The organism is Mycolicibacterium wolinskyi (genome assembly GCF_002101965.1).
Lineage (GTDB): Bacteria > Actinomycetota > Actinomycetes > Mycobacteriales > Mycobacteriaceae > Mycobacterium > Mycobacterium wolinskyi.
In genome coordinates this window covers 209,712-236,223 of sequence record NZ_LQQA01000013.1, presented here as the reverse complement: position 1 = coordinate 236,223, position 26,512 = coordinate 209,712, and the positions used below count along the sequence as shown (strand labels likewise).

The following is a 26,512-nucleotide window of genomic DNA, read 5'->3' as shown; positions in this document are numbered from 1 at the left end:
GCGGTGAACATCAAATACTGGGCGCCACGAGACTTCCGTCACAGACGCAACGCCGTCAGGTGTTGCGGCCGCCGTTCACCCCGACGATCTGGCCGGTGATGTAGCCGGCTTCCTCGGAGATGAGAAACGAGCAGGTCGCGGCGATATCTTCGGGCTTGCCCATGCGTCGCACCGGGGTGGCGTCGATCGTGTCCTGGATGTTGCCGAGTTCGCCACGAGCCTCGGCCGCGCGCAGCATCGGGGTGTCGATGAAGCCGGGTGGGACGGCGTTGACCGTGATTCCGGCCGGGCCGTATTCCAGGGCCAAGGATTTGGTGAGCCCGTTGACCGCGGATTTCGCCGATACGTAGTGGCTCATGTACGGCACACCGGAATGTGTGCTCGACGACGAGATGTTGACGATGCGACCCCAGCCCGCCGCGACCATGTCGGGCAGCGCGGCCTGCACCACATGGAAGACGCCGTTGAGATTGACGTTGACGACGCGCTGCCATTCCTCGAAGGTGATGTCGGCGAACGGCTTGAAACCGCTGAGCCCGGCGGCATTCACCAGGATCGTGACCGGGCCCAGTTCTTCCCGCACGGCCTTGAACACCGCGTCGACCTGCGCGCGATCGGTGACATCGGCTGTGTACGCGTGCGCGGCGTCGGTCGCGGTCAGGTCGAGCGTCGCGACCTGATGGCCGTCGGCCGCCAGCCGTTCGGCGATGGCCTTGCCGATCCCGGAGGCGCCGCCGGTGACCAGCGCTGTCTTGGTTGTCATGGTGACCCTTTCGTAAGTCGTTGCGTTTCAGGCTTTTTCGGGGCGACGGGTGGCGCGCAGGCCGAGCGTGCGCCGGCTTGCCTCCACCGCGTACCGGTAGAAGTCGTCGTCCCCGATCTCCGCCGCGGCGGCGCCGGCGATTCCGGAGAAGACCATCGAGGCCTTGACCACACCCGCGGGGCCGGGGTCGACGTCGGCCAGCAGCGCCATCTGGCGGTCGATCACGGCGTCCCATTCCGGCCGGGTCCGCAGTGCCTCGTTGACGCTCGGATCGCCGGCCAGCACCGAGACGAGCGCGCGATTGCGCAGCGCGATCTCGGCGTAGCCGCACACCATGCGGTCGGCGCGGCCGTGCGCGCCGCGCTCCTGCTCGGCGGCCGCGACGACGGTCTGCAGGTCGGCGAGGATCGGCTCGACCACCGCGGTCAGCAGCTGCTCGCGGGTGCGGAAGTGGTAATAGATCGCCGCCTTCGTGAAACCGAGCTCGTCGGCGATCATCTGCAGCGAGGTGCCGGCGAAGCCGTGGCGGGTGAACAGTCTGACGGCTGCGGCGACAAGTCGTTGGCGGGTGGCGGCGCGATTGGCACCCGAACCGGCCGGCTCGTCGGCGACGGCTGTCATCGGGATCCCCTTGGGTGCGATCTTCATCGATCTACTTTACGATCGTAAAGTAGCGTACTAGTCGATCGTAAAGCAGATCGACATGGAGAGGACATGCCGATGTTGACGCCCTTGCCGGCCGAGGACTGGGACGATTCGGCGCGAGATGCGTTGGCCGCCACGGTGCCGCCAGAACGGCGCAATCCCGACGACGCGGGGAACGCGCTCGCGACGCTCGTGCGCCATCCGGTGCTGGCCAGGGCGTTCCTGCCGTTCAACGCCTACCTTCAACAGGGGTCGACGCTGCCGGATCGCGTCCGGGAGCTGGTCATTCTGCGTACCGCACACCTGCACGGCTGCGTATACGAGTGGGGACACCACCAGGCCATGGGCCGCGTGCTCGGCCTCACCGACGCAGAGATCTCCTCGGCCCGAACCGGGGTCGCCGCAGACGAATTCGACCAGGCCGTGCTCGATGCGGTGGACGAGTTGAACTCGGGCTCGCGGATGACCGCGCAGACCTGGACGCGGCTCGGCGCGCGCCTCGACGACCGCCAGCGGATGGACTTGATGTTCACCTACGGCGGCTACAGCACACTTGCGCTGGCGCTCAACACCTTTGACGTCGAGCTGGAACCGGGCGCGGGCAACGACGAGTTCTACGCCGCAATGGGGTAGTCACGGCCGGTGACCCGACATCACGCCGAACTGCGGACCCGGGCCGCCGCCGATTCCGGCATCGGCTCATAGCGGGCGAACGCACGGGTGAACGAGCCCGCGCCGTGTGACAACGAGCGCAGGTCGATCGCGTAGCGGGTGAGCTCGACCTCGGGGATCTCGGCTTTGACGACCGTGCGGTCCTCGCCGACCTTGTCGGTTCCGAGCACGCGGCCGCGGCGCCCGGCGAGATCGCTCATCACGGCTCCGACGAGTTCGTCGGGCACGACCACCGATACGTCGTCGACGGGTTCGAGCAGGTTGACCTTGGTCGCCGCGGCGGCTTCGCGCAGTGCCAGGGCGCCGGCCATCTGGAACGCGAAGTCCGACGAGTCGACGCTGTGGGCCTTGCCGTCGAACAGCGTGACGCGGATGTCGACGACCGGATAGCCGGGTCCGACGCCTTTCTCCATCTGCGCGCGCACGCCCTTCTCGACGCTCGGGATGAACTGACGCGGTACCGCGCCGCCGACGACCTTGTCGACGAACTCGAATCCGCTTCCCTCTGGCAGTGGCTCGACCTCGATGTCGCACACGGCGTACTGGCCGTGGCCGCCGGACTGTTTGACGTGACGGCCGTGGCCTTTTGCCTTGCCGCCGAACGTCTCCCGTAGCGGAACGCGCAGCTCGACGGTGTCCACCGATACGCCGTACCGCCGGGACAGGGCGTCGAGCACCACCCCGGCGTGGGCCTCACCCATGCACCACAGCACGATCTGGTGGGTCTCGGGATTCTGCTCGATGCGCAACGTCGGATCCTCGGCCGCGAGACGTTGCAGGCCGACCGAGAGTTTGTCCTCGTCGGTCTTGGCGCGGGGTGACACGGCGATCGGAAGCAGGGCGTCGGGCATGGTCCACGGCCGCAGCACGAGCGGATCGGCCTTGTCGCTCAGCGTGTCCCCGGTCTCGGCCCGGCTCAACCGGCCGATCGCGCAGATGTCGCCGGCCACGACCGTCGGCGCGGGCCGCTGCTGTTTGCCGAGGGGGAACGACAGCGCGCCGATGCGCTCGTCCTCGTCGTGATCTTGGTGGCCGGACGAACCGTTGGAGTTCGTGAGGGCCGAAAAATGGCCCGACACATGCACGGTGGCGTCGGGCCTGATGGTGCCGGAGAACACCCGGACCAGGCTGACCCTGCCGACGTAGGGATCCGACGTCGTCTTCACCACCTCGGCCAGCAGCGGGCCATCCGGATCGCACGTCAACGGTTTGCGCGCGGCGCCCGCGGGCGTGAAGACATCGGGCAGCCGGTGCTCGGGCGGTGACGGGAACCCGCGCGTGACGACCTCGAGCAGTTCCAGCGTGCCGACCCCGGAGCCGCTGCACACCGGTATGACCGGGAAGAACGAGCCGCGGGCCACCGCCTTCTCCAGGTCGCCGATGAGCACCGACTCGTCGATCTCCTCACCGCCGAGGTAACGCTCCATGAGAGTCTCGTCCTCGGATTCCTCGATGATCCCCTCGATGAGCGAGCCGCGAAGCTCCTCGATCTCGTCGGTGTAGGAGTCGGCCGGTGCGTGCGTGGTGTGCTTGCCGTCGGCGTACTCGTAATGGGTGCGGGTGAGCAGCCCGATCACCCCGGCCCCGGCCGGAAAGTAGAGCGGCAGGACCTTGTCGCCGAACGCCTCCTGCGCACCCGCCAGCGCGCTGGCGTAGTTCGCCCTCGCGTGGTCGAGCTTGGTGATCACGACGGCGCGCGGCATGTTCACCTCGGCGCATTCCAGCCACAGGGTCTTGGTCGGCTCGTCGATGGCCTCGTTGGCGGCGATGACGAACATCGCGCAGTCCGCGGCCCGCAGGCCGGCCCGCAGTTCACCGACGAAGTCGGCGTAACCGGGGGTGTCGATGAGGTTGACCTTGATCCCGTTGTGCTGCAACGGTGCCAGGGCCAGACCGACCGAGCGCTGCTGTGAGATCTCGGCGTCGTCGAAGTCGCACACCGTGGACCCGTCGACCACCGAGCCGACCCGGTTCAGCACGCCGGCCGCGACCAGAAGTGCCTCGACGAGCGTCGTCTTACCTGCCCCGGACGGCCCGACCAGGGCCACGTTGCGGATGGCCGCCGGACTGTCCGCGGTGGGTACCGCGCCCTGGCCTGCCGATGAATTCGTCCTGTCCGCCATGGCTTTGCCTCCTGAGCCCCCGGGACGCCACGCTGCGGCCCGCCGGACCTGTCTCCACCATTCCCCGATGTGACCTACAGCACAAGTCCTGCGGGCCCGGCGCCGAGAATGTGAGCACGGCGCCGGCAGGCTGGACTGACCGGGCGATATCCGGTGGCGGAATGCGAGTTGTCCGGACGTGCTCACGCCTTGAGGCTGGATTCATGAACACCGACCGGGATTTCGACGCCTATGCCCGCTTCCTACCTCCGCAGTACCGCGCCGAACCCTTGATCGAACCGACCTCGACGTGGTGGCCGTGGCGCGGGCGCACCGTGCACATCGCGCGGGCCGCGGTGCCGGACAGCGACATCCGCGCACTGGTGCTGCACGGTGCCGGCGGTTATTCGGGAGCCTTGTGGCCGTTCGCGGCCTTCGCGGCGGCCGAGGGCGCCGACGTGCACGTGCCTGATCTGCCGCTGTACGGCGACAGCGTCGTCCCACGTCCGGCTTCGGTCAGATACGACGACTGGGTCGAGTTGCTGTGCGATCTGGTCCGCGCCGAATGTGAGCGCGACGACCGTCCGCTCATCGTGTTCGGCGCGAGCATGGGCGGTCTGCTGGGCTACGAGGTGGCGGCGCGGACCCGGCTGGTGACCCATGTGGTGGCGACCTGTCTGCTCGATCCGGCCGACCCGGCGGCGCGGCGGGCCGCGTCGCGAGTATCCCGGTTGGGAGGGGTGGCGCCCGGTCTCATGCGGGTCGCCGAACCGGTGATGGGAGGGCTGCGGGTACCCATCCGATGGTTGGTCAAGATGACGGCGATGAGCGGCAACCGCGAGCTGTCCCGGTTGTGTGCGACCGACCCCAAAGGCGGCGGGATCCGGGTGCCCCTCGGCTTCCTGTCGAGCTGGCTGAACTTCGCCCACACCGCGCCCGAGGCGTACGACGCGGCACCGGTCACGCTCGTGCATCCGGGCGCCGACCGCTGGACGCCACCGGCGCTGAGCATCCGGTTCCTCGATCGCATCGCCGCGCCGACACAGCTCGTGATGCTGGAGAACTGTGGCCACTATCCGGTGGAGGAGCCCGGTTTGAGCCAGTTGGTTTCGGCGTTACGCCGGGTGCGTGAGCAGGCGCTCGACCAGATCCACTAACTGGTCGACGTCCATGCCGCGCCGGGTCAGTACCCGGTGCAGATGCGCGTCGATCGCGTGGACGAGCACCTGTGCGGTGACCAACGGATCGTCGTCACCCGCGCGATCGCACCGCTCGAGGTGAAACGCGATCTCGCGCGCGAGGTGGTCCTCGAACTCCTGCAGCGCGGCAAGCTCCTTCGCGCGCCTCGGTGCCACGCGGTGCAGCAGGCCGTGCAGGCCGGGACGGTCGCTGTGCAGTGCGACGACCTCACCGAGAATCCTGCGCATGGTGTCGTCGAAGGGCCGGAGTTCGGTACGCAGCCGGGCGAACAGCTTGTCGAGTCGCTCGACGGTGTCGCGCACGTGCCGCTCGGCCAGCGCGTACAGCAATGCGTGCTTGTTCGGAAAGTACTGGTAGACAGAGCCGATCGAGACGCCGGCCCGCTCGGCGATGCGGTTGGTGGTGGCCGACAGGCCTTCTCGTTCGAAGACCTGCGCGGCCGCCTCCAGCACGACGTCGACGGTTTCCCGGGACCGGTCCTGCCGAGGCGCCTTGCGCGGGGCGTCGCTCACGGCCCGCTCAGGCCTGCCATGAGGACCAGCGCGTTACTGCGATCGTCACGACCGGCCCGTCCAACGCAATGCGTTCGTACTGGCGGTATTTGGCGCGCAGCAACGCGTATCCGGTGGCCATCTCCTCGCCGCTGTAATGCGTCGCGGCCAGCCCATCGGCCCGGACCCACCACAGCTGCGTCCAGTCGTCGGTGTAGTGGTCGGCGAGCAGGCTCACCCGCTCGTCGCGTTCGATGTTGGCCAGCCTGCGCAGTTTGTGGGTGGACTTCCGCTTGGCGTCCACCGCGGTGTAGATGGTCGCCGACTCGGCGTCGCGGCGCACCGCGAAGACCACCGGAACCAGATGCGGTGCGCCGTCGGAACCCAGCGTCGCGAGCACCGCGGTAGGCGCACTCGCGAATTCGGTGACGGCGTCGAATCCTGGCATGGACTCAGATTAGGCGTCGAGCCTCAGTTGCGCGGATGCCTTGGTTGGGGCGCGACACTGATCGGGGAACGGGTCACCGGCGTGCGGGTCACCCCGATCTCGGGTTTCTTGTTCTCGCTCGGGCGCTGCGTGGGCCGGTACACCGGGCGCCGGGGGGCTTCCTGCGCCGGCGGGGGAGGTGGCGGAGGCGGTGCGGGCGGCACGCCCACGCGCAACGACGGCGACGGGCTCGGCGGTGCGGTGGTGGCGGTCGGGGCGACCGACGTGGGCTCGTCCTCGTCGACCACCGGCGACGAACCACGCAGCAACAGCAGGACCAGTGAAACCACGATCGCGGCCGCGGCCACGCCCGCCGCGATCAGGGCGACGGCCGCGCCGCGGGTGCGGTACCAGGGCACCGGGGCCGGCTTGAAATTCCAGGTGTTGATGTCGAACGCGTCGAAGCCGTCCCGGCCCGCGTTTGGGCCCGCATCGGGAGTGGGCGGAGGGTCGTCCCACAGGTAATCGAAGCTCCCCCCGGCTTCGCGTTCAGACACCCCACTGATGCTAGCGGCACGACCTGGGAAAATTCGCGGCAAACCCGGGCAACCATGGCAGTGGCATCGAACTCGCCCCCTGTTCGCCGAGGTCACGATATGGTGCGATGCGCCTGTCTCGTGCGGAAATACGTACCCGCGGATCCGTTCACCCAGGTGACCGGTGCACGACGAGATCCGGTAACCGGCGCGCCACTGCGGCGCCTCTTGACCATCGGAAGGTTTGGCCCATGATCACATCACGGTTCATCCCGAAGGCTGCCGCAGTCGCCGCCTCGGCCCTGGTAGTCGTGGGCCTCGCGGCCTGCGCCCCACCCGAGAAGGACAGCGCGGGCGGTGAAACCGACAGCGGAGTGAAGGTGGCCGAAGCGAAGTCGGCGGCCGACTTCGGCGGAATGGACAAGCTCGTCGAGGCGGCGAAAGCCGAGGGCGAGCTGAACGTGATTGCGCTGCCACCGGATTGGGCTAACTACGGCGAGATCATCAAGACCTTCTCGGACAAGTACGGGATCAAGGTGAACTCGGCGCAACCCGACGCGTCGAGCCAGGATGAGATCAACGCCGCCAATCAACAGAAGGGCAAGAGCACCGCGCCCGACGTGTTCGATCTCGGGCAGTCGGTAGCGCTGGCGAACGTCTCGATGTTTGCCCCCTACAAGGTGGCCACGTTCGACGACATCCCGGCCAAGTTCAAAGATCCCAACGGCGCCTGGGTCAACGACTACGGCGGCTTCATGTCGATCGGTTTCGATTCCAGCAAGGTCCCGCCGGTCACGAGCGTCAACGATCTGCTCAAACCTGAGTATCACGGCAAGGTCGCGCTCAACGGTGACCCCACGCAGGCCGGCGCGGGCTTCTCGGGCGTGCTGATGGTCGCGGTGTCGCAGGGCGGATCCGCCGACGACATCGCACCCGGCGTCGAGTTCTTCTCCAAGCTCAAGCAGGCAGGCAACTTCCTGCCGGTCGACCCGACCCCGGCCACGATCGAGTCGGGTCAGACTCCCGTCGTGATCGACTGGAACTACCTCAACGCCACCGAAAGCAAGAAGGTGCCGGGCTGGCAGGTGCTGGTGCCGCACGACGCGGCCGTGGCCGGCTACTACTACCAGGCCATCAACAAGGATGCACCGCATCCGGCGGCCGCCCGGCTCTGGCAGGAGTTCCTGTACAGCGACGAGGGCCAGAACCTCTATGCCGCAGGCGGTGTCCGCCCGGTGCGTGCCGACCAGATGGCCGCGGCAGGCACCGTCGACAAGGCGTCCTTCGGCGACCTCCCGGTCATCGACGGCCCGGTCACCATTCCCACCCAAGCGCAAACCGAAGCCGCTACAAAGTATCTCGCCGACAACTGGGCCAAGGCGATCGGCTGACGCGGCCGATGGATGGTCGAACCCTGGTTCGGCGAATCCGCGACGCCCTGCCGCTGCTGCCGTTCTTCGCGGTGGTCACGATCTTTCTGATCGTGCCGACCGCGACGGTCATCGTCATGGCGTTCTTCGCCGACGGAACGTTCTCGCTCGAACGCATCGCCGCGCTGTTCTCCGGCACCGCACTTGCGGCGCTCGGCAAGAGCGCGCTGCTGTCGGCGAGCACCGCACTGCTCGGCGCGGTGCTCGGTGCGGTGCTGGCCTGGTTGATCGTCAGTTCGCCGCCGACGTCGATGCTGCGCCGTTCCGTGCTGGCGCTGTGCAGCGTGCTGGCGCAGTTCGGCGGTGTGGCACTGGCTTTCGCGTTTCTCGCGACGATCGGCCTCAACGGTGTGCTGACGCTGTGGGCGGCCGAGCACCTCGGGTGGGATCTGGCCGGATCCGGCTGGCTGTACGGGCTGGCCGGACTGACGTTGGTGTACACCTACTTTCAGATCCCGCTCATGGTCATCGTGTTCATCCCGGCCCTGGAGGGACTGCGTGAGCAGTGGCGCGAAGCCGCCGTGAGCCTCGGCGCGTCGACGTGGCAGTACCTGCGTGAGGTTGCCGTACCACTGCTGACCCCGGCGTTCCTCGGCTCGGCGCTGCTGTTGTTCGCCAACGCGTTCGCCGCGTATGCGACCGCGGCGGCGTTGGTCAGCCAGGGCAGCCCGATCGTGCCGTTGTTGATCCGCGCCGCGCTCACCAGCGAAGTGGTTCTGGGGCAGTCCGGATTCGCCTACGCGCTCGCGCTGGAGATGATCGTGGTGGTCGCGGCCGTGATGATCGCCTACAACCTGCTGGTGCGCCGGACCGCGCGGTGGCTCAAATGAGTGTCAGGCGCGTCGTCCGGGTCGCGCTGTGGATCGTGTTCGGGCTGTTCTTCCTGTTCCCGCTCTACGCGATGGCCGATTTCTCGACCCGCAACCTGATCGAGGGCGGACGCACCCTGGCGGCCTGGCGCAACCTCGTGGCCGACGATGCGCTCTACCAGTCCATCGTGATCTCGTTGCTGCTCGCGGTGTTCACCGTCGCGGGCATGCTGATCCTGTTGGTACCCACCATGATCTGGGTCCGGCTGCGTGCGCGGTGGGCGAGTGGGATCGTCGAATTCCTGTGTCTGCTGCCGCTGACCATCCCGGCGCTGGTGATCGTGGTGGGGCTGCGCAACGTATACCTGTGGGTGACTTACTTTCTCGGCGAATCGGCGCTCACGCTGACCTTCGTCTACATCGTGCTCGTGCTGCCGTTCGCCTACCGGTCCATCGATTCCGCGCTGGCCGCCATCGACCTGCAGACGCTGGCGGAGGCGGCCCGCTCACTGGGCGCCGGCTGGTTCACCACGATCGTGCGGGTGATCGTGCCCAACATCTGGTCGGGCATCCTGTCCGCGGCCTTCATCTCCATTGCCGTCGTGCTCGGTGAGTACACCATCGCCTCGCTCAGCGGTTTCACGACGCTGCAGGTGCAGATCGTCGCGATCGGCAAGAGCGACGGACCCACGTCGGTCGCCGCATCGCTGGCCGTTCTGCTGCTCGGATTCGTATTGTTGTTGGCTTTGGCGGTCGTCACGCGTGGGCGGCGCAGGTTAGGAGAACAGGCGTGAGCGGTCCGAGTGTGGCGGTCGAGTTGAACGACCTCACGCGCGCCTACGGCAACGTCAAGGCGCTCGACGGGCTGAGCCTGCACATCGAGCCGGGCGAACTCGTGGCACTGCTCGGGCCGTCCGGCTGCGGCAAGACCACGGCCCTTCGCATCGTGGCCGGGCTCGACGAGGCGACGTCGGGCACCGTGCTCGTCGGCGGCCAGGATGTCAGTTCGGTTCCCGCCAACAAACGCGACATGGGCATGGTGTTCCAGGCCTACAGCCTGTTCCCGCACCTGACCGTGCTGGACAACGTCGCGTTCGGCCTGAAGATGCGCGGAAAAGCCAGGGGGGACAGGGTTTCCCGGGCCGCGGACATGCTCGACCTGGTCGGGCTGGCCGACCATAAACACAAATACGCGAGCGAGCTGTCGGGTGGTCAGCAGCAGCGCGTCGCACTCGCGCGGGCCCTGGCGATCCAGCCGCGCGTACTGCTGCTCGACGAGCCGTTGTCGGCGCTCGATGCCAAGGTGCGCGCGCAGTTGCGCGACGAGATCCGGCGGGTGCAGCTCGAGGTCGGAACGACGACACTGTTCGTCACCCACGACCAGGAGGAGGCCCTCGCGGTTGCCGATCGGGTCGGCGTGATGAGCCAGGGCAAACTCGAGCAACTCGCGGCGCCTGCCGAGTTGTACGCGAACCCCTCGACCCCGTTCGTCGCCGAGTTCGTCGGGCTGCACAACAAGGTCGCGGCCGAGGTGTCGGGCGGCCGGGCCCACCTGCTGGGCGTGGCCGTCCCGACCCTGCCCGGATCGGTGACCGCGGGCGCGGGTACGGCGATGGTGCGGCCCGAGTCGGTCACGGTGCGAGCCGACCCGGCCGGTGCCGCGACCGTGGCGTCCGTGGCGTTTCTCGGACCGATCTCGCGCGTGTACGTGACGCTGCCGGACGGCTCGGTGATCCATGCGCAGCTGACGAGCGGGCAGGCGCGCGTCTTCGAAGCCGGTGCGGCCGTGAGCGTCGGGCTCGACCCGGTGCCGGTGCTGGTGGTCTGAGCCCTAGACGTCCTTGACGGGCTCGATGCCGAGATCGCGGTAGGTCACCAGCGCCGCGAACGGCACCCCGCGCTTGGCGAACCGGCCCGCGGCCACGTCGCCGCGATCGACCATCGGGATGACCCCGGTGACAACCGCACCCGCCGCGGTCACGCGCTCATAGGCGATCTCGGTCGAGCCGCCGGTGCTGATCACGTCGTCGACCAGGAGCACGCGCGTGCCCGGTTCGAGCCGGGTGCCCTCGATCCACTGCTCACGGCCTCGTGACTTCTGCTCCTTGCGGACCGAGAACCACGCCTTGCCGGTCACCATCGCGACGCCGTGCGCGAGCGGGTCGGCGCCCATGGTCAACCCGCCGACGGCGTCGAACTCGATGCCCCGGGCGGTGGCCAGGTCGGCGACCGCGCGGCTGACGATCGTCATGCGCTCGCCGGTGTCGATCGCGTACTTGCCGTCGATGTAGTCGTGGCTGAGCTGACCGCTGACGAGCCGGAACGGCTCTTCGCGATGCTCGTAGCCGCGGGTGCGGATCAGGTCGAAGGCGGCTTGCCAGGTCTCCGGGCGTTCGGTCGCAGCGGGCATACCGCGATCGTATTGCACCAGGTGAGCCGTTCCGTCGGGCAGTTCAGCCCTGCCGCGCGCGCCGCGCCAATTCGACTGTGGCGCCACGTAGCTCGTCGTACGAGCCGATCGGTGCGGCGTACCCGACCCGGGTGTAGGCGACGCCCCGATCGGTGGTCACCCGCAGATCGAGACCGTATCGGTCGGCGCCCGTGCACACCGCCGCGGTGGTGTCGGGGTAGCCGCCGAGGGTGCGCGCCATCGCGGTCAGCGAATCGGCATGGTCGGCGTTGAGGTGCTCGATCGCCCCGGCGGACCGCGGTGTCACCGGATCGGGCTCGGCGGCCGCGTAGTCCGCACCGGTCGCGGAGTCCATCCGGCCGTAGCCGCCCACCCAGCGCACCCGGTGCACGCGCAGCACCCACACCGAGAAGTCGCTGTAGTCGATGTAGTACTTCGCCGCCGCGACGGCGGCCAGGTGCGCGTCGCGGGCGGCCGCGAGCTCATCGCCCGCCGGACGCTCGGCCACGCCGGCAAGGGTGACGCGCCCGCTGGCCAACGGATCCGACTCGGTCTTCGGCGCGACGATCGCGATGCTGGCGCGCGGGTCGCCCGCCAGATTGCGGCCGTGCTCGGCGAGGTTCGACACGCACAACACCGGCGACCCGCCGAGCAGGCCGTACGTCACGAACGACGCCCACGGGTCGCCGTCCTCGGTCAGCGTCGCGAGGGTGCCGGTGTTGGTGGAGGCCGCGATCGTGCGGGCCTCTTCGGCGGCCGACGGCCGCGCGGCGTCGCCGACCGGAGTGAGCGGAGGCGGAGCCGATGGCGCATCCCCCGGATCGCCATGGTCGCGCGGGCGACGAGTTCCACGTGAGTCGCGAAGTGCCACGCACGAACCCTACCGCCGAAGCGGCCAGCCAAGTGGGCGCGCAATTCGGGCAAATTCCGTACTACTATGGCTGACGACGAAACACGTTGGTAGCCCGGCATCGCGATGAGGTTCGCAGATTCCTGGCAATCAACTCATCCGGATCGGGGAAACTGTGGCGAGGGCGTCGGAGCGGGCGTGCGCGGTGCTGGCCGTGCTCGCCGTGTTGGCTGTGCTGTTCGTGTGCGCCGCCGTCAGCGCATCGGCCGCGCGGGCAACGGGGCCCTGCGACGATGGCCCGCTGGACGGGATCAGCGTTTCGCCCGGCCCCAGGACGCCTGCGAAGGACCGAAAGGACGCGACCGGCTCGGACTATTTCGCGACGTTCACCGGTGGGGATCGGGCAGCCCGGGTGGGCGGAAAGCCGGCGCGTGCGACGCGTGCCCGCCCGATCGTGCGTGCCACGCGGATCGAGATCCGGACGCCTACCGCCAAGCCCGTCGCCGCGGCGCCGGTGACACCACCCCGCTCACCGGCGGTGACCGTACGGGCAAAGCCCGTGGCTGTTGCCGAGCGCCAAGCCGGACCGGTTGAGCTCGAGGTGCCCACCGCGTCGGTCCAGCCGGTCCGCTTCTACGGCCCGCTACGCTTCCTCGAGCGCAATCTGTCGGCCCTACCCGATGCCATGCCGCGGGCGGTCGCGCCGGATCTGCGGACTGCCGTGCCGGGAGTCATCGCGCTCGTGCTGCTGACGGCGGTCGCCGGATTCATGGGCTATCGCCGCGCGCAGCCGGCCGTTGCCGGCTACGCCCCGGCGATCCGTCGGTTCCTGCGCTGAGGCCGACTGTCGGACTGCTCAGCCGCCCAGTGCGGCGATGAGCTCCTTGATCTGTGCGGTCTCGGACTCGGTCGCCGGCTCCTCGGCTTCCACCGCCTCGATGAGGTCCTGGCGAACGCCGATGCCGTTGGCCGCCTCCGCGGTGGTGAGCTTGGCCCGCATGCGCGCGACGTAGAGCCGCTGGCCCAGCGTGGCTCCCGGCCCTTCGGCCGCGGTGACCATCAGGTCGTCGTAGCGGCTGCGCACCCCGCTCAGCGCGACGATGACCGACGGCGTGACGCGGCTGCGCCCGGCGGCCTCGGACAGCGAGGCCTGCAGCTTGCGCAGACCGCTGAGCACCACTGCGGCCCGCTCCGGGAACTCTGCATCGCCCACATGCGGCAGCGCGTCGATGGCGGCGGTGTACATGTGCATCGCCGCATCGGACAGACCAACGATTACGGGTGCTTCACCATCATTAGGTGCCGACTCAGCCACAGGCCATCCCTCGTCGAATGTGTATTTCGATCGCCGGCGGTGAAGCCGGCGACAAGATCAAATCGGGGAAAACCTAACCCGCCGTCGGCTCTTATTCAACCGTTAGTTTTTCCGCAAACGTGGCGTCGTCAGTGAATAGCGTTGCTGCACGATCGTTTCGGCCGTAGCGCGAAGCCGGAGGCGGATCGCGCATGGTTCCCGGGTGTCCAACACCTTCGAAGTGGGTACGTTGAACCGAGGATGGGAGGGAGATGGACGTCAACCAGGGAAGCCACGTCGAGGCAGGCGTGGTGGAGCATCCGACCGCTGAGGATTTCGCTCATGCCAGGACCCTGCCGACCGACCGCAGCTGGTTCAAGCGGGCGGTCTTCTACGAGGTCCTGGTGCGGGCGTTCCACGACACCAACGCCGACGGCGTCGGTGATCTGCGTGGCCTGACCGAGCGGCTCGACTACCTGAAATGGCTGGGGGTCGACTGCCTGTGGTTGCCCCCGTTCTACGATTCCCCGCTGCGCGACGGCGGTTACGACATCCGTGATTTCTACCGCGTGCTGCCCGAGTTCGGCACGGTCGACGACTTCGTCGAACTCCTCGATGCCGCACACCGGCGCGGGATCCGGGTGATCACCGACCTCGTGATGAACCACACCTCGGACTCGCACGAGTGGTTCCAAGAGTCCCGGCGCAACCCCGACGGGCCGTACGGCGACTACTACGTCTGGAGTGACACCAGCGACAAGTATCCCGATGCGCGGATCATCTTCGTCGACACCGAGGAGTCGAACTGGACCTTCGACCCCGTCCGCCGCCAGTTCTACTGGCACCGGTTCTTCTCCCACCAGCCCGACCTCAACTACGACAACCCGGCCGTGCAGGAAGCGATGATCGACGTGCTGAGGTTCTGGTTGGACCTCGGAATCGACGGCTTCCGGCTCGACGCGGTGCCCTACCTGTTCGAGCGCGAAGGCACCAACTGCGAGAACCTGCCCGAGACGCACGCGTTCCTCAAGAAGTGCCGCAAGGTTATCGACGATGAATTTCCCGGGCGGGTGCTGCTCGCCGAGGCCAACCAGTGGCCTGCCGATGTCGTGGAGTACTTCGGCGATCCCGCCACGGGCGGCGACGAATGCCATATGGCCTTCCATTTCCCGTTGATGCCACGCATATTCATGGCCGTGCGGCGTGAGTCGCGCTTCCCCATCTCGGAGATCCTCGCGCAGACACCGCCGATACCCGACATGGCGCAATGGGGAATCTTCCTGCGCAACCACGACGAGCTCACGCTCGAGATGGTCACCGACGAAGAGCGCGACTACATGTACGCCGAGTACGCCAAGGATCCGCGGATGAAGGCCAACGTCGGCATCCGCCGCAGGCTCGCACCGCTTCTGGAGAACGACCGCAACCAGATCGAGCTGTTCACCGCGATGCTGTTGTCGCTGCCGGGTTCGCCGGTGCTCTACTACGGCGACGAGATCGGCATGGGCGACATCATCTGGCTGGGCGACCGCGACAGCGTGCGCACGCCGATGCAGTGGACACCGGACCGCAACGCGGGATTCTCCAAGGCCAATCCGGGCCGGCTGTATCTGCCGCCCAACCAGGACGCGATCTACGGGTACCAGTCGGTCAACGTCGAGGCACAGCGCGACAGCTCCAATTCGCTTCTGAACTGGACGCGCAACATGTTGTCGGTGCGGAGCCGTCATGATGCGTTCGCCGTCGGCTCATTCCGGGAATTGGGCGGTTCCAACCCTTCGGTGCTCGCCTACGTCCGCGAGATCGACGGCGGCAACGGGGACAGCGGGACCAAAGACGCCGTGTTGTGCGTCAACAACCTGTCGCGCTTCCCGCAGCCCATCGAGCTGAACCTGCAGGAGTGGATGGGCTACATTCCAGTTGAGATGTCCGGCTATGTCGAGTTTCCCAGTATCGGCCAACTGCCGTACCTGCTCACCCTGCCGGGGCACGGGTTCTACTGGTTCGAGCTTCGTGAGCCTGACCCAGAACCGGGAGCACAGTGATGAATATTCCTTTTGGCGAATGGCTGTCCCAGCAACGGTGGTATGCCGGCCGCAACCGTGAATTGACCTCTGCCACACCAGGTATGGTGGCGACACTGCGCGATGGCTTGAAGTTGGTGCTGCTCGACGTGAGCTATGCCGGCGGCGCCTCCGAGCGGTACCAGGTGATCGTCGAGTTCGACCATGCGCAGATCAAAGGCCCGATCGACGAATACAGCAATGTCGCGACCATCGGATCAGAGGACGACCGCACCGCCTACGACGCGCTCTACGATCCGGACGCCGCGCGATACCTGTTGTCGCTCATCGGTGAATCCGCGACCGTCGACGGGGTGAGGTTCTCCAGCGAGCCCGATGCCGAGCTGCCGCTGGACGCCCCGCCGCGCGTGTCGTCGGCCGAGCAGAGCAACACCAGCGTGGTGTTCGGACAGGACGCCGTGCTGAAGGTGTTCCGGCGTATCACGCCCGGCGTGCATCCCGACATCGAACTTAACCGTGTCCTGGCAAGGGCCGACAACCCGCATGTGGCCCGGCTGCTCGGTTCGTTCGAAACCACCTGGGACGGTGCACCTTACGCGTTAGGTATGGTCACCGAGTTCGCCGCGAACTCCGCCGAGGGCTGGGACATGGCGACCGCCAGCACGCGCGACCTCTATGCCGAGGGCGATCTGTACGCCGATGAGGTCGGCGGCGATTTCGCCGGTGAGTCGTACCGGCTCGGCGAAGCCGTCGCGTCGGTGCACGCGTGCCTGGCCGATGCGCTCGGTGCCGAGTCCGCACCCTTCCCAACCGAGATCATGCTGCAGCGGCTTGCGGCCGCCGTCGAGGCGGTACCGCAACTGCGCGAATATGTTCCGCTGATCGAGGAGCGCTATCACAAGCTCGCCGGTGAACTCGTCACCGTCCAACGCGTGCACGGCGACCTTCACCTCGGTCAGGTGCTGCGCACGCCCGAGCGGTGGCTCCTGATCGACTTCGAGGGCGAACCCGGCCAGCCCCTCGAACAACGCAGGCGCCCGGATTCACCGGTGCGCGACGTCGCGGGCGTACTCCGGTCATTCGAGTACGCCGCACACCAGCGACTGGTGGAGCAGGCGGCCGACGAGGACCGGGCCCGGCAACTCGCGGCGCGTGCCCGCGAATGGGTGGACCGCAACAGTGCGGCGTTCTGCGACGGCTATGCGGTTGTCGCGGGCGCCGATCCGCGCGATCAGCCCGAGCTGCTGGCCGCCTATGAACTCGACAAGGCGGTCTACGAGGCGGCCTACGAGGCCAGACACCGGCCGAGCTGGTTACCCATCCCGATGGGTTCCGTGGCCCGGCTGGTGGGCTGACCAGCCGCTTACAGCGTGACGATCTCGTAGTCGGCGAGTTGGCCGATGAGCGTGTGCAATTGGTCCTGCGAGGAGCCCAGGGTGTGCTCGATCGCGGTGAGCCGCGCGGCGTAATGCCCGACGGGGTACTCCGCGGTGATGCCGATGCCGCCGTGCAGCTGGATGGACTCCTGCGCGATGTGCCTGCCCGAGCGGCCGATCTGGAGCTTCGCGCGCGCCGCGATCACCGGGTCGAACTGGCCGTCGGCGATCGACATCGCGGCGTAATCGGCCATGCTGCGCGCCAGTTCCAAGGACATGTACATGTCGGCGGCCCGTTGCGTGAGCGTCTGGAACTTGCTCAGCGTGACCCCGAACTGCTTGCGCTGCTTGAGGTAATCGGTCGTCAGGCGCAGCGCCTCGTCCATCGCGCCGACCGCCTCGGCGCACAGCGCCGACGAGATCCGCACCAGCGCACGGGTGATGGCGTCGGTCGCGTCGACCGCTTCGCCGAGTGGCTCGGCGGGCGCGCCGGCGAGCTCGATCTGCGCACCGCGCCTGCCGTCGAAGGTCCGGTAGCCGGTGCGCGTGACGCCGCTGCCCGACGCGTCGACCAGGAACAGCCCGACCCCGCCGTCCGGCAATGCGGCGCTCACGATCAGGGTGTTGGCGCTGTCGCCGGCCAGCACCGGATTCTTGGTGCCGGTCAGCGTCCACGAATCCCCGTCGCGGGCCGCGGTTGTGGCGATCGCGGCGCCGCGCGGCCCTGGCTCGGCGTGGGCGAAGGCCAGCAACCGTTGTCCGGCGGCCACCTCGTCGAGCAGGGCCCGCTGGTCGGCACTGCCCTGTTCGGCGATGAGCGCGCCAGGCCCGATCGCGCCGTGCAGCACCGGTTCGGGTGCCAGCTGACGCCCGATCTCGTTGAGCACCAGCATGATCTCGATCTGGCCGCCGGAATCCTCGTCGAATCCCAGTCCGAGGACGCCGATGTCGGCGAGCTGGCTCCACACCTGCGGGTTGTAACCCGGGTCGGAGTCGACGACCTTGTTGCGGGTCTCGGCGTCATAGCTCGCCGACAGCAGGTCACGGGTGGTGTCTGCCAGCAGGGTCTGTTCGTCGGTCAGCTGAAAATCCATGGCTCAACTCACAATCCGAGAATGGTGGACGCGATGATGGTGCGCTGTACCTCGTTGCTGCCGCCGTAGATCGAGGTCTTGCGATAGTTCAGGTAGTGCGGTGCGGCCAGCTGCGCCCACTCGGGCGAGGCGATGTCGCCGGCGTCGTACGGGAGGGCGTCGGGTCCGGCCACCTCGACGAGCAGCTCGGTTGCGGTCTGCTGCAGCTGGCTGCCGCGGAGCTTGAGCACCGACGAGGCGGGGCTCGGCTTGCCGTCGGCCGATGCCGAGGTGACCCGCATCTGGGTGAGCTCAAGGGCGAGCACGTCGTTCTCGGCCTCGGCCAGCCGGGCGGCGAACAGCGGGTCGGACAGCAGCCCGTTGGCTGTCGCACGTTCCTTGACCTCGGCGAGGCGTACCTTGGTCCTGGCCACCTGCGCGATGCCGGTGCGTTCGTTGCCGAGCAGGAACTTGGCGTACGTCCAGCCCTGGTTCTCCTCGCCGACGAGCTGGTCGGCGGGAACCCGGACGTCCTCGAAGAACACCTCGTTGACCTCGAAGCTGCCGTCGACCAGCTTGATCGGCCGCAGCGTGATGCCGGGCGTGTTCATGTCGATCAGCAGGAACGAGATCCCGGCCTGCTTCTTGGGCGCGTTCGGGTCGGTGCGCACGAGGCAGAAGATCCAGTCGGCGTGCTGGCCGAGCGTGGTCCAGGTCTTCTGGCCGTTCACGACGTAGGTGTCGCCGTCGCGGATCGCCGTCGTGCGCAGCGAGGCCAGATCCGACCCGGCCTCGGGCTCGGAGAAGCCCTGGCACCACCAGATGTCGAGCGCCGCGGTCGGCGGCAGGAACCGCTCCTTGACCTCCTGCGACCCGAACTCGGCGATCACCGGGCCGACCATCCTGGCGTTGAAGGTCAGCGGCTCGGGGACGCAGGCCAGCTGCATCTCGTCGAGCCAGATCTGGTGCTGGTTCGGCGTCCAATCCTTGCCGCCCCACTCCACCGGCCAGTTCGGCACCGCCAGGCCGTGCTCGTGCAGGATCTTGTGCGCCGTGACGAAGTCCTCTTTGCGCAGTTCGAGACCCTGACGAGACCGCTCGCGGATCTCAGCGGGGATCTTCGTGGTGTAGAAGGTGCGCAGCTCGTCTCTGAAGGCTGCTTCCTCCGGTGTGAGCGCCAGTTGCATGACCGTCTCCCTGCTCGGTGGATCTGACAGCACACTAAACCACCGGTTGGTTGGGCCGTGTAACGGTCCGGCATTCGCCATGCACTACGGGGCATGACAAACGACAACTCCTTGATGAATCGCACCGACACCACACTTGACACCGTCGCCGGCCTGGCGGCGCGCTACGGCCTGGTGGTGGTGATCGCCTGGTTCGGCGGCTTGAAGTTCATGGCCTACGAGGCCGCGGGCATCCAGCCGCTGGTCGCGGCCAGCCCGTTCATGGGCTGGCTCTACGAGATCTTCTCGGTCCGCGCCTTCTCCAGCCTGCTCGGCGTGTTCGAGCTGACCGCAGCGGTACTGCTGGCCGTCAAGCCGTGGTGGCCGAAGGTGTCGATCGGCGGCAGCCTGCTCGCCATCCTGCTGTTCCTCGCCACGATCAGCTTCCTCTTCACCACGCCGGGCGTGTTCGAGGCGTCGGCGGGCGGGTTCCCGGCGCTTTCGGTGACCGGGGGATTCCTGATCAAAGACGTTGCCCTGCTGGGGATCTCCGTCTGGACGCTGACGGACGCGCTGCGCGCCCGCTAACGGACCAGCCGTCTCAGCAACGTCGATGCGACCGCAACCCCCGCCACGGCCGCGACCACCAGAACAGTGATGTCGAGCAGCCAGTTCGTCGGCGTCCCGATCAGCAGCCCGCGCAGCGCGTTCACCTCGTAGCTGAGCGGGTTGACCGCGGACAGCCAGCGTAGCCAGCCCGGCATGATGTCGACGGGATAGAGCGCGTTGGACGCAAAGAACAACGGCATGGTGATGGCCTGGCCGATCCCCATCATCCGATCACGCTTGCGCACGAGCCCGGCCAGGGTCATCGACAAGCAGGCGAAGAAGGCCGAGCCCAGGACCACCACGCCCATCGCGGCGAGGATCCGCAGCGGGTTGACCGTCATCGCGATACCCATGAGATACGCCAGCACGACCACGCCGAGGACCTGCACGACCGACCGCACGCCCGCCGCGAACGCCTTACCCGTCACCAGCGCCGACGCGGGCGCCGGCGTCACCATCAGCTTGGCCAGGATGCCCGCGTCGCGGTCCCAGATGATCTGGATGCCGTAGAAGATCGAGATGAACAGCGCGGACTGCGCGATGATGCCCGGCGCCAGAAACGTCAGGTAGGGCAGTCCGCCGGTGTCGACGAGGTGCAACCGGCTGAACGTCTGGCCGAAGATCAGCAGCCACAGCGCGGGCTGGACCAACCGCGTGAACAGTTCGGTCCGATCGTGGCGGAGCTTCTGGAGTTCGACGAGCGCGAACGCGCCCATCCGGAGTACCAGGCCGCGCAGGCGGCGCCAGCCCCGCGGCGCGTAGACCAGTTGGGTGCGTGCGGTGGATTCAACTGACACGGCGGGCCGTCCTTCTCGTGGCGCGGACTTCGCGGATACCCGCATGCTGGGTTTCGGCATCGAGGTCCGAACCCGCGTAGTGGCGGAAGACGTCTTCGAGCGTGGCGTCGTCCGAGCCGGTTTGGCTGGACACCGCGGCCTTCAGTTCGGCGGGCGTGCCGACGGCCTGCAGCCGGCCGTGATGCATGAGTGCCACGCGATCACACAACGCGTCCGCTTCGCCCATGTAGTGCGTCGTCAGCAGCACCGTCATACCGAACTCGGACTGCATGTGCCGCACCTGCTCCCAGACACTGTCGCGCGCAATCGGATCCAGGCCAACGGTCGGTTCGTCGAGGATCAGCAGCAGGGGCCGGTTCACCAGGGCCTGTGCCAGCTCGAGGCGGCGCACCATGCCGCCGGAGTAGGTGCCCGCCGCGGCATCGGCGACGTCGAGCAGCTGCATCGAGTCCAGTGCCGCGGTGACGCGCTCGGCCCGCTCGGACCGTGGCACGTCGTACAGACGCGCGAACAGCTCGACGTTCTGGCGTCCGGTCAACGCCGACTCGATCGAAAGTTGCTGTGGGACATAGCCGATGTTGTGCCGAATGTCCATGGTGTGTTTGCCGGCGCTCAGACCGAAGATGCGGACTTCGCCGCTCTGGACCGGGGTCAGGGTCGTGAGCACCCGTACGGCGGTGGTCTTGCCCGCCCCGTTCGGACCGAGCAGGCCCAGGGTCTCTCCGGGCTGTACCTGCAACGTGAAATCGTCGACCGCGGTGAATTCACCGTAGCGGTGAGTCAGATGACGGCAGTCGATGGCGGGTGGCTGTTCGGTCATGTGTCCTTCTCGTGCAGCAGGCGGGTGAGCTCGGTCAGCACGTCCAAACCCTTTGCCAGGTCCTTGATTTGGGCGTCGTCGAGTTGCGCGAGCACGGCCGCCAGTGCGGCGCGGCGGGCAGCCCTGGATTCGTCGGCGATGCGCTGTGCGGACGGGGTGAGTCGGAGCCGGCCGACGCGGCGGTCGGCCTCGTCGACCGTCCTGACCAGCATGCCGTCCGCGACCAACCGCGACACCAGGGTGGATGCGGTGTTGGGGACCAGGCTGAGCTCGGCCGCGGCTTCCCGCACCGAGATCCCGGGCCGGCGACCGACAAGCCGCAGGAGCTCGCCTTGGGACTGCGTCAGCCCGGTGCCGTCGAATCCGCCACCGGTCGACCGGCGGAGCTGACGCCGGAAGCGACCGACGACGGTGAAAAGTTCGCCGACCAGATCATCCACGCCCACCACAATAACTCTGTAACAGAGGTATTTCACCTCGGAGGGATTGCCACCGACTCGGCCGGGAGTTCAAGAGGGGGTCGTGGATGCCGCAGCCGTGGCCGCAGGGTAGTTGCCGCCGCTCTTCGGCTTCTACCCCCGGCCCGCCCGGCCGGTGGCACCGAGCGGTAGCTCGGCGCCTGCTAGGCGGCCACGGCTGCTACTTGAAAAAGTTACCATACTTCCTGGTACACACCGGGATATCGCAACGGTTAGCAACCCCTTCACAGGCGTCATTCTTGATCGCTCCGCAACACCAGCGCGGCCCGTGCTTCGACGCTGACGTGTGCACCGGCCGCGATCGGTTCGGTGGTGGGATTTGCGGCGGTGCTGATCACCGGCACCCATTCGGACCCGAAATCGGTCGGCGGTAAAGAGAATTCGATGGGCTCGTAGTGCGCGTTGAAACACAGGAAGAACGAGTCGTCGGTGACCCGCTGGCCACGGGCATCACGGTCGGGGATGCCGAGGCCGTTGAGGAAGACCGCGACCGACTTCGCGAACCCCGAACCCCAGTCCTCACCGGTCATCTCCGACCCGTCGGGTGCGAACCATGCGATGTCGGGAAGGCCGGCCTCGCCCCGCCTGCCGACCGGTTTGCCGCTGAAGAACCGGCGCCTGCGGAACACCGGATGGGCGGCGCGCAACGCCGACACCGAGCGGGTGAACTCGAGCAGGTCGGCGTCGGCGTTCTCCCAGTCGATCCAGGTGAGCTCGTTGTCCTGACAGTAGCCGTTGTTGTTGCCGCGCTGGGTGCGGCCGAGCTCGTCGCCGTGGCTGATCATCGGAACACCCTGCGACAGCAGCAGAGTCGTGAGGAAGTTGCGCTGCTGACGGCCACGCAGCGCCTGTATCTCGGCGTCGTCCGTCGGGCCTTCGACGCCACAGTTCCACGATCGGTTGTGGCTTTCGCCGTCCTTGTTGTCTTCGCCGTTGGCCTCGTTGTGCTTCTCGTTGTAGGACACCAGATCGGCCAGCGTGAAGCCGTCGTGCGCGGTGACGAAGTTGATCGACGCGACCGGCCTGCGGGCGGTGTGCTCGTAGAGATCCGCCGAACCCGTGAGCCGGTAGGCGAATTCGTCGAGGGTGGCCGGTTCGCCACGCCAGAAGTCGCGCACCGTGTCGCGGTACTTGCCGTTCCATTCGGTCCACTGCGGCGGGAAGTTGCCGACCTGGTAGCCGCCGGGCCCGACATCCCACGGCTCGGCGATGAGCTTGACCTGGCTGACGATCGGATCCTGCTGCACGAGTTCGAAGAACGCGGCCAGCCGGTCCACGTCGTAGAACTCGCGGGCCAGCGTCGCGGCCAGATCGAACCGGAACCCGTCGACGTGCATCTCGGTCACCCAGTACCGCAGTGAATCCATGATCAGCTGCAGCGAATGGGGATGGCCGACATTGAGGCTGTTGCCGGTGCCGGTGTAATCCATGTAGTAACGCTTGTCGTCATCGACGAGGCGGTAATACGCCGCGTTGTCGATCCCGCGCATCGACAGCGTCGGGCCGAGGTGGTTGCCCTCGGCGGTGTGGTTGTAGACGACGTCGAGGATCACCTCGATGTTCGCGTCGTGCAGGGCGCGCACCATGGCCTTGAATTCCTGCACCTGGCCGCCAGGGGTGGCGCTGGAGCCGTACTTGTGGTCGGGCGCAAGGAATCCGATGGTGTTGTAGCCCCAGTAGTTGGACAGTCCCTTGTCGACGAGCGTCGAATCGTTCGCGAAGTGGTGGATCGGCATGAGCTCGAGCCCATTGACGCCCAACGACTGCAGATGCTCGATGATCACCGGGTGCGCGACGGCCGTGTACGTGCCGCGGATCTGCTCGGGGATGTCGGGGTGGGTTTGGGTCAGGCCCTTGACGTGCGCCTCGTAGATCACGGTGTCGGCGTACTCGTGTTTGGGCGGGCGGTCGGTGCCCCAGTCGAAGTACGGGTTGATCACCACGGACTTCGGCATGCTGCCCGCCGAGTCCTCGTCGTTGCGGCTGTCCGGATCGCCGAAATTGTAGGAGAACAGTTCCTGCCCCCACGTGAATGCGCCGTCGATGGCCTTGGCGTACGGATCGAGCAGCAGTTTGTTCGGGTTGCAGCGGTGGCCCGCGCCCGGATCGTACGGTCCGTGCACGCGATAGCCGTAGCGTTGGCCGGGTTCGACGCCGGGGATGAACCCGTGCCACACGAAGCCGTCGACCTCGGGCAGGGCGATCCGCGTCTCCCGCACGCCACCGGCGCCGTCGTCGTCGAACAGACACAGCTCGATACGTTCGGCAACCTCGCTGAACAATGCGAAATTGGTGCCAGAGCCGTCATAGGTCGCGCCGAGCGGGTAGGCCTTGCCCCGCCAGATTTCCAGTTCGGTCTCGGAGGTTCGATCTGCGGGATGCACAAATCGACCTTACGGCTGCGACGGTGAAGCGGTGGCGCAATGCACACTGGACCAACACTTCGACCTCGTCCGCGCGAGATGGAGCCACCTTTGCCCACCAGCCCTGACCTGCCCGACTACCGGACGCTGCGGTTCAAACTCGAAAATTCTGTTGCAACCATCACGCTCAACCGCCCGCAACAGCGCAATGCGTTCGGCGACGGAATGGGTGCCGAACTGGCCGATGCGTACACGCGCTGCGACGCCGACGACGACGTCAGGGTGATCGTCCTGACCGGGGCACCGCCCGCGTTCTGCGCGGGCGCAGACCTCGCCGCGGGCGAGCGCACGTTCACCGAGCCGGGGCCCGAGTTCAGCGCAGCGGGCATCGCGGTGCCGGCGTGGACGCTGGGCAAGCCGGTCATCGCCGCGATCAACGGGCACGCGATCGGGCTCGGCCTGACGCTGGCGTTGCAGTGCGACATCAGGTTCTTCGCGGCCGACGCGCGCTACGGCGTGGTGCAGACGCGGCGGGGCATGGTTGGCGACGCCTACTCGCACTGGATCCTGCCGCGCCTGGCCGGGCTCGCCAACGCCGCCGAGATCCTTTTGAGCGGCGCGACTTTCGACGGGCACCGCGCTGTGCAACTCGGCCTCGGCAGCCGGGTCCTGCCCGCGGACGACGTGCTGCCCGCGGCGCTCGAGTTGGCGCGCGACATCGCCGTCAACACCGCGCCGATGTCGGTCGCGGCCAGCAAGCGGCTCCTGTGGGATTCGTTCGACCTCGACCGGCAGGCCGTCGGCGCGCGAGAGACCGAGATCCATCTGCGCCTGATGGGCCACGACGACGCGCGCGAAGGCGTGCGCGCCCACACCGAGCGCCGCGACCCGCGCTGGACCGGTCGCCCGGTCGACCCGATTAACTGACTTTGACTCCGGCAGTCCGCAATTCGCTCACCGCCGACGCGGTGCTGTCCGGTGCGACGCCGGCCGTCAGCTTCGTCAGGACGCGCGTCGTGAATCCGGCCCTGGCGGCGTCGGTCGCGGTGGCCGCGACACAGTAGTCGGTCGCGATGCCCACGACGTCCACCGTGTCGACGTCACGCTGCCGCAGCCAGTCCGCGAGCGTCGTGCCGGACTCGTCGGTGCCCTCGAATCCGCTGTAGGCCGCCGAGTAGTGGCCCTTCTTGAACACGGCCTCGACCGTCGACGCGTCGAAGTCCGGGTGAAACTCGGCTCCCGGCGTCTCGGCCTCGCAGTGACGCGGCCAGGACACCCGGTAGTCGGGGGTGTCGGAGAAGTGCTCACCCGGATCGATGTGGAAATCCTTGGTCGCCACGACATGGTGATAGCCGTGGTCGCCGGCCAACAGTTCGGTGATACCGCGCGCCACCGCCGAACCGCCGGCGACGGCAAGCGAGCCGCCCTCGCAGAAATCGTTCTGCACGTCGACGACGATGAGTGCGCGCATGCCTCGACGGTAGCGGGTCAGCGGGTAAAGCGTGTGGTCTCCGACAGGCCGGCGCGGGGGATGCGGACACCGTTGACGGCCGCGGTGTCGTCCGCATAGCCGAACGAGATGCCCATCAGCAGTTTTCGGCCCTCGACGCCGAGTTCGGCACGCACGGTGTCGGCGTAGAAGCTCAACAGTGCCTGCGGGCACGACGCGATGCCGTGCGCGGTCATGGCGAGCATCAGCGTCTGCGCATAGATTCCCATGTCGGCTGCGATGCGCGCTTCGGTGTTGTTGGGCGCGAACAACATCGCGACGTGCGGTGCACCGTAGAACCGCAGGCTCTCGGTGTTGTAGCCCCGCAGCAAATCGGTCTCATCACGTGCGATGTCCAGCGCCGCGTAGAGACGGGCACCGAAATCGGCGCGCCGGTTCTGCAGCGGGCCCTGGAAGAGACCCTCGCGATACGGGAAATCCACCGAGACGCGGTCCTCGGCATGCGCGGTGACCAGGGCGTCGGCCAGGCGATCGCGCGCGGGGCCGCTGACCACCTCGACGTGCCATGGCTGCGTGTTGGAGTTCGACGGCGCGTGGCCCGCGAGTTCGAACACCGCGCGCATGGTCTCCTCGGGCACCTCGTCGGGCCGGAACGCGCGGATGGCGCGGCGGCCTCGGATCAACCGGTCGGCGGATTCGGCCAGTTCAGCGGTGGTCAGAGACATG

Annotated in this window: 28 protein-coding genes; 11 read left to right on the top strand and 17 right to left on the bottom strand. The window is 67.6% G+C overall.

The window, feature by feature from the left end; genetic code table 11:
- Nucleotides 1-55: 55 nt before the first annotated feature.
- Together AWC31_RS13185 and AWC31_RS13180 are read right to left on the bottom strand one after the other, a co-directional pair.
- Nucleotides 56-763, bottom strand: coding sequence for an SDR family NAD(P)-dependent oxidoreductase (locus tag AWC31_RS13185; protein WP_085144655.1), 708 nt, complete (start codon nt 761-763; stop codon nt 56-58).
- A gap of 27 nt (nt 764-790) precedes the next feature.
- Entirely contained in the window at nt 791-1,384 is a 594-nt protein-coding gene (locus AWC31_RS13180) for a TetR/AcrR family transcriptional regulator (protein ID WP_085144808.1), read from the bottom strand.
- Between the two features lie 99 nt (nt 1,385-1,483).
- On the opposite strand from AWC31_RS13180, the gene AWC31_RS13175 reads away from it, so the two are divergent.
- Nucleotides 1,484-2,041 carry a carboxymuconolactone decarboxylase family protein gene (locus tag AWC31_RS13175; RefSeq protein ID WP_085144807.1) on the top strand — a complete coding sequence of 186 codons (558 nt, stop codon included), beginning with the start codon at nt 1,484-1,486 and terminating at the stop codon, nt 2,039-2,041.
- Between the two features lie 20 nt (nt 2,042-2,061).
- Here AWC31_RS13175 and AWC31_RS13170 read toward each other — a convergent pair whose 3' ends face one another.
- Complete coding sequence (locus tag AWC31_RS13170; RefSeq protein ID WP_085144654.1) at nt 2,062-4,203, bottom strand: elongation factor G-like protein EF-G2; 2,142 nt, start codon at nt 4,201-4,203, stop codon at nt 2,062-2,064.
- A gap of 203 nt (nt 4,204-4,406) precedes the next feature.
- Between AWC31_RS13170 and AWC31_RS13165 the strand changes: the two genes are divergently transcribed.
- The gene (locus AWC31_RS13165) at nt 4,407-5,339 is read left to right on the top strand and encodes an alpha/beta hydrolase (RefSeq protein WP_110775056.1); all 933 of its coding nucleotides are present in this window, start codon (nt 4,407-4,409) and stop codon (nt 5,337-5,339) included.
- On the opposite strand, the gene AWC31_RS36840 is transcribed toward AWC31_RS13165, so the two are convergent.
- From AWC31_RS36840 to AWC31_RS13150, 3 genes are read right to left on the bottom strand one after another with little or no spacing between them, the layout of a single operon-like run.
- The gene (locus tag AWC31_RS36840) at nt 5,298-5,894 is read right to left on the bottom strand and encodes a TetR/AcrR family transcriptional regulator (protein ID WP_110775055.1); all 597 of its coding nucleotides are present in this window, start codon (nt 5,892-5,894) and stop codon (nt 5,298-5,300) included. The two genes, AWC31_RS13165 and AWC31_RS36840, sit on opposite strands and share 42 nt — an antisense overlap.
- Nucleotides 5,895-5,901: 7 nt before the next feature.
- Nucleotides 5,902-6,321 (bottom strand): TIGR03668 family PPOX class F420-dependent oxidoreductase, encoded by a 420-nt coding sequence (locus AWC31_RS13155; protein ID WP_067854789.1) that lies wholly within the window; start codon nt 6,319-6,321, stop codon nt 5,902-5,904.
- A 23-nt stretch (nt 6,322-6,344) separates the two neighbouring features.
- Nucleotides 6,345-6,857 carry a hypothetical protein gene (locus tag AWC31_RS13150; RefSeq protein ID WP_085144653.1) on the bottom strand — a complete coding sequence of 171 codons (513 nt, stop codon included), beginning with the start codon at nt 6,855-6,857 and terminating at the stop codon, nt 6,345-6,347.
- Between the two features lie 230 nt (nt 6,858-7,087).
- Here AWC31_RS13150 and AWC31_RS13145 point away from each other — a divergent pair, with 230 nt between their 5' ends.
- The 4 genes from AWC31_RS13145 to AWC31_RS13130 are packed head-to-tail and all read left to right on the top strand — an operon-like array spanning nt 7,088 to nt 10,903.
- Nucleotides 7,088-8,227 (top strand): ABC transporter substrate-binding protein, encoded by a 1,140-nt coding sequence (locus AWC31_RS13145; protein WP_085144652.1) that lies wholly within the window; start codon nt 7,088-7,090, stop codon nt 8,225-8,227.
- Between the two features lie 8 nt (nt 8,228-8,235).
- Nucleotides 8,236-9,096, top strand: coding sequence for an ABC transporter permease (locus AWC31_RS13140; RefSeq protein ID WP_085144651.1), 861 nt, complete (start codon nt 8,236-8,238; stop codon nt 9,094-9,096).
- Entirely contained in the window at nt 9,093-9,869 is a 777-nt protein-coding gene (locus AWC31_RS13135) for an ABC transporter permease (RefSeq protein ID WP_085144650.1), read from the top strand. The genes AWC31_RS13140 and AWC31_RS13135 overlap by 4 nt, the downstream gene beginning before the upstream one ends.
- Nucleotides 9,866-10,903 carry an ABC transporter ATP-binding protein gene (locus tag AWC31_RS13130; protein ID WP_085144649.1) on the top strand — a complete coding sequence of 346 codons (1,038 nt, stop codon included), beginning with the start codon at nt 9,866-9,868 and terminating at the stop codon, nt 10,901-10,903. Before AWC31_RS13135 ends, AWC31_RS13130 begins: the two co-directional genes overlap by 4 nt.
- A 3-nt stretch (nt 10,904-10,906) precedes the next feature.
- Here AWC31_RS13130 and AWC31_RS13125 read toward each other — a convergent pair whose 3' ends face one another.
- Both AWC31_RS13125 and AWC31_RS13120 read right to left on the bottom strand, forming a co-directional pair.
- The gene (locus AWC31_RS13125; protein WP_085144806.1) at nt 10,907-11,485 is read right to left on the bottom strand and encodes an orotate phosphoribosyltransferase; all 579 of its coding nucleotides are present in this window, start codon (nt 11,483-11,485) and stop codon (nt 10,907-10,909) included.
- A 43-nt stretch (nt 11,486-11,528) separates the two neighbouring features.
- Nucleotides 11,529-12,356, bottom strand: coding sequence for a HugZ family pyridoxamine 5'-phosphate oxidase (locus tag AWC31_RS13120; protein WP_085144648.1), 828 nt, complete (start codon nt 12,354-12,356; stop codon nt 11,529-11,531).
- A gap of 154 nt (nt 12,357-12,510) precedes the next feature.
- Between AWC31_RS13120 and AWC31_RS13115 the strand changes: the two genes are divergently transcribed.
- Nucleotides 12,511-13,173: a hypothetical protein gene (locus AWC31_RS13115; RefSeq protein ID WP_133060159.1), complete on the top strand. Its 663-nt coding sequence runs from the start codon at nt 12,511-12,513 to the stop codon at nt 13,171-13,173.
- Nucleotides 13,174-13,191: 18 nt separating this feature from the next.
- On the opposite strand, the gene AWC31_RS13110 is transcribed toward AWC31_RS13115, so the two are convergent.
- Nucleotides 13,192-13,581 (bottom strand): hypothetical protein, encoded by a 390-nt coding sequence (locus tag AWC31_RS13110; protein ID WP_067855121.1) that lies wholly within the window; start codon nt 13,579-13,581, stop codon nt 13,192-13,194.
- 320 nt (nt 13,582-13,901) lie between these two features.
- Between AWC31_RS13110 and treS the strand changes: the two genes are divergently transcribed.
- Together treS and AWC31_RS13100 are read left to right on the top strand one after the other, a co-directional pair.
- Nucleotides 13,902-15,674 carry a maltose alpha-D-glucosyltransferase gene (treS, locus tag AWC31_RS13105; protein ID WP_085144646.1) on the top strand — a complete coding sequence of 591 codons (1,773 nt, stop codon included), beginning with the start codon at nt 13,902-13,904 and terminating at the stop codon, nt 15,672-15,674.
- Nucleotides 15,674-17,008 carry a maltokinase N-terminal cap-like domain-containing protein gene (locus tag AWC31_RS13100; protein WP_085144805.1) on the top strand — a complete coding sequence of 445 codons (1,335 nt, stop codon included), beginning with the start codon at nt 15,674-15,676 and terminating at the stop codon, nt 17,006-17,008. The genes treS and AWC31_RS13100 overlap by 1 nt, the downstream gene beginning before the upstream one ends.
- 8 nt (nt 17,009-17,016) lie before the next feature.
- Here the strand turns inward: AWC31_RS13100 and AWC31_RS13095 are convergent, their stop codons facing one another.
- Nucleotides 17,017-18,123 carry an acyl-CoA dehydrogenase family protein gene (locus tag AWC31_RS13095; RefSeq protein ID WP_085144645.1) on the bottom strand — a complete coding sequence of 369 codons (1,107 nt, stop codon included), beginning with the start codon at nt 18,121-18,123 and terminating at the stop codon, nt 17,017-17,019.
- 8 nt (nt 18,124-18,131) lie between these two features.
- Nucleotides 18,132-19,289: an acyl-CoA dehydrogenase family protein gene (locus tag AWC31_RS13090; protein WP_067854834.1), complete on the bottom strand. Its 1,158-nt coding sequence runs from the start codon at nt 19,287-19,289 to the stop codon at nt 18,132-18,134.
- A gap of 114 nt (nt 19,290-19,403) precedes the next feature.
- On the opposite strand from AWC31_RS13090, the gene AWC31_RS13085 reads away from it, so the two are divergent.
- Nucleotides 19,404-19,856 (top strand): YkgB family protein, encoded by a 453-nt coding sequence (locus tag AWC31_RS13085; protein ID WP_067855127.1) that lies wholly within the window; start codon nt 19,404-19,406, stop codon nt 19,854-19,856.
- Here AWC31_RS13085 and AWC31_RS13080 read toward each other — a convergent pair.
- The 4 genes from AWC31_RS13080 to glgX form a co-directional block, all read right to left on the bottom strand.
- Complete coding sequence (locus tag AWC31_RS13080) at nt 19,853-20,593, bottom strand: ABC transporter permease (RefSeq protein WP_374213922.1); 741 nt, start codon at nt 20,591-20,593, stop codon at nt 19,853-19,855. The genes AWC31_RS13085 and AWC31_RS13080 overlap by 4 nt on opposite strands.
- Nucleotides 20,594-20,663: 70 nt before the next feature.
- Nucleotides 20,664-21,494 (bottom strand): ATP-binding cassette domain-containing protein, encoded by an 831-nt coding sequence (locus AWC31_RS13075; protein WP_067854840.1) that lies wholly within the window; start codon nt 21,492-21,494, stop codon nt 20,664-20,666.
- Entirely contained in the window at nt 21,491-21,934 is a 444-nt protein-coding gene (locus AWC31_RS13070; protein WP_067855124.1) for a MarR family winged helix-turn-helix transcriptional regulator, read from the bottom strand. The genes AWC31_RS13075 and AWC31_RS13070 overlap by 4 nt, the downstream gene beginning before the upstream one ends.
- 272 nt (nt 21,935-22,206) lie before the next feature.
- On the bottom strand, nt 22,207-24,357 hold the full coding sequence (gene glgX, locus AWC31_RS13065; protein WP_234816841.1) for a glycogen debranching protein GlgX: 2,151 nt from the start codon (nt 24,355-24,357) through the stop codon (nt 22,207-22,209).
- A gap of 90 nt (nt 24,358-24,447) precedes the next feature.
- Between glgX and AWC31_RS13060 the strand changes: the two genes are divergently transcribed.
- The gene (locus AWC31_RS13060; protein WP_234816840.1) at nt 24,448-25,263 is read left to right on the top strand and encodes an enoyl-CoA hydratase/isomerase family protein; all 816 of its coding nucleotides are present in this window, start codon (nt 24,448-24,450) and stop codon (nt 25,261-25,263) included.
- Here AWC31_RS13060 and AWC31_RS13055 read toward each other — a convergent pair.
- The gene (locus AWC31_RS13055; RefSeq protein WP_085144643.1) at nt 25,256-25,807 is read right to left on the bottom strand and encodes an isochorismatase family protein; all 552 of its coding nucleotides are present in this window, start codon (nt 25,805-25,807) and stop codon (nt 25,256-25,258) included. The two genes, AWC31_RS13060 and AWC31_RS13055, sit on opposite strands and share 8 nt — an antisense overlap.
- Nucleotides 25,808-25,824: 17 nt before the next feature.
- Nucleotides 25,825-26,511, bottom strand: a complete 687-nt coding sequence (locus tag AWC31_RS13050; RefSeq protein WP_085144642.1) for a nitroreductase — start codon at nt 26,509-26,511, stop codon at nt 25,825-25,827.
- Nucleotide 26,512: the final 1 nt, after the last annotated feature.

Bases quoted from the DNA above. Each gene is read 5' to 3' on its own strand.
- AWC31_RS13185 (WP_085144655.1), bottom strand. From the start codon at position 763: ATGACAACCAAGACAGCGCTGGTCACCGGCGGCGCCTCCGGGATCGGC.
- AWC31_RS13180 (WP_085144808.1), bottom strand. From the start codon at position 1,384: ATGACAGCCGTCGCCGACGAGCCGGCCGGTTCGGGTGCCAATCGCGCC.
- AWC31_RS13175 (WP_085144807.1), top strand. From the start codon at position 1,484: ATGTTGACGCCCTTGCCGGCCGAGGACTGGGACGATTCGGCGCGAGAT.
- AWC31_RS13170 (WP_085144654.1), bottom strand. From the start codon at position 4,203: ATGGCGGACAGGACGAATTCATCGGCAGGCCAGGGCGCGGTACCCACC.
- AWC31_RS13165 (WP_110775056.1), top strand. From the start codon at position 4,407: ATGAACACCGACCGGGATTTCGACGCCTATGCCCGCTTCCTACCTCCG.
- AWC31_RS13155 (WP_067854789.1), bottom strand. From the start codon at position 6,321: ATGCCAGGATTCGACGCCGTCACCGAATTCGCGAGTGCGCCTACCGCG.
- AWC31_RS13145 (WP_085144652.1), top strand. From the start codon at position 7,088: ATGATCACATCACGGTTCATCCCGAAGGCTGCCGCAGTCGCCGCCTCG.
- AWC31_RS13140 (WP_085144651.1), top strand. From the start codon at position 8,236: ATGGATGGTCGAACCCTGGTTCGGCGAATCCGCGACGCCCTGCCGCTG.
- AWC31_RS13135 (WP_085144650.1), top strand. From the start codon at position 9,093: ATGAGTGTCAGGCGCGTCGTCCGGGTCGCGCTGTGGATCGTGTTCGGG.
- AWC31_RS13125 (WP_085144806.1), bottom strand. From the start codon at position 11,485: ATGCCCGCTGCGACCGAACGCCCGGAGACCTGGCAAGCCGCCTTCGAC.
- AWC31_RS13110 (WP_067855121.1), bottom strand. From the start codon at position 13,581: ATGTACACCGCCGCCATCGACGCGCTGCCGCATGTGGGCGATGCAGAG.
- treS (WP_085144646.1), top strand. From the start codon at position 13,902: ATGGACGTCAACCAGGGAAGCCACGTCGAGGCAGGCGTGGTGGAGCAT.
- AWC31_RS13100 (WP_085144805.1), top strand. From the start codon at position 15,674: ATGAATATTCCTTTTGGCGAATGGCTGTCCCAGCAACGGTGGTATGCC.
- AWC31_RS13095 (WP_085144645.1), bottom strand. From the start codon at position 18,123: ATGGATTTTCAGCTGACCGACGAACAGACCCTGCTGGCAGACACCACC.
- AWC31_RS13090 (WP_067854834.1), bottom strand. From the start codon at position 19,289: ATGCAACTGGCGCTCACACCGGAGGAAGCAGCCTTCAGAGACGAGCTG.
- AWC31_RS13085 (WP_067855127.1), top strand. From the start codon at position 19,404: ATGAATCGCACCGACACCACACTTGACACCGTCGCCGGCCTGGCGGCG.
- AWC31_RS13080 (WP_374213922.1), bottom strand. From the start codon at position 20,593: ATGGGCGCGTTCGCGCTCGTCGAACTCCAGAAGCTCCGCCACGATCGG.
- AWC31_RS13075 (WP_067854840.1), bottom strand. From the start codon at position 21,494: ATGACCGAACAGCCACCCGCCATCGACTGCCGTCATCTGACTCACCGC.
- AWC31_RS13055 (WP_085144643.1), bottom strand. From the start codon at position 25,807: ATGCGCGCACTCATCGTCGTCGACGTGCAGAACGATTTCTGCGAGGGC.
- AWC31_RS13050 (WP_085144642.1), bottom strand. From the start codon at position 26,511: ATGTCTCTGACCACCGCTGAACTGGCCGAATCCGCCGACCGGTTGATC.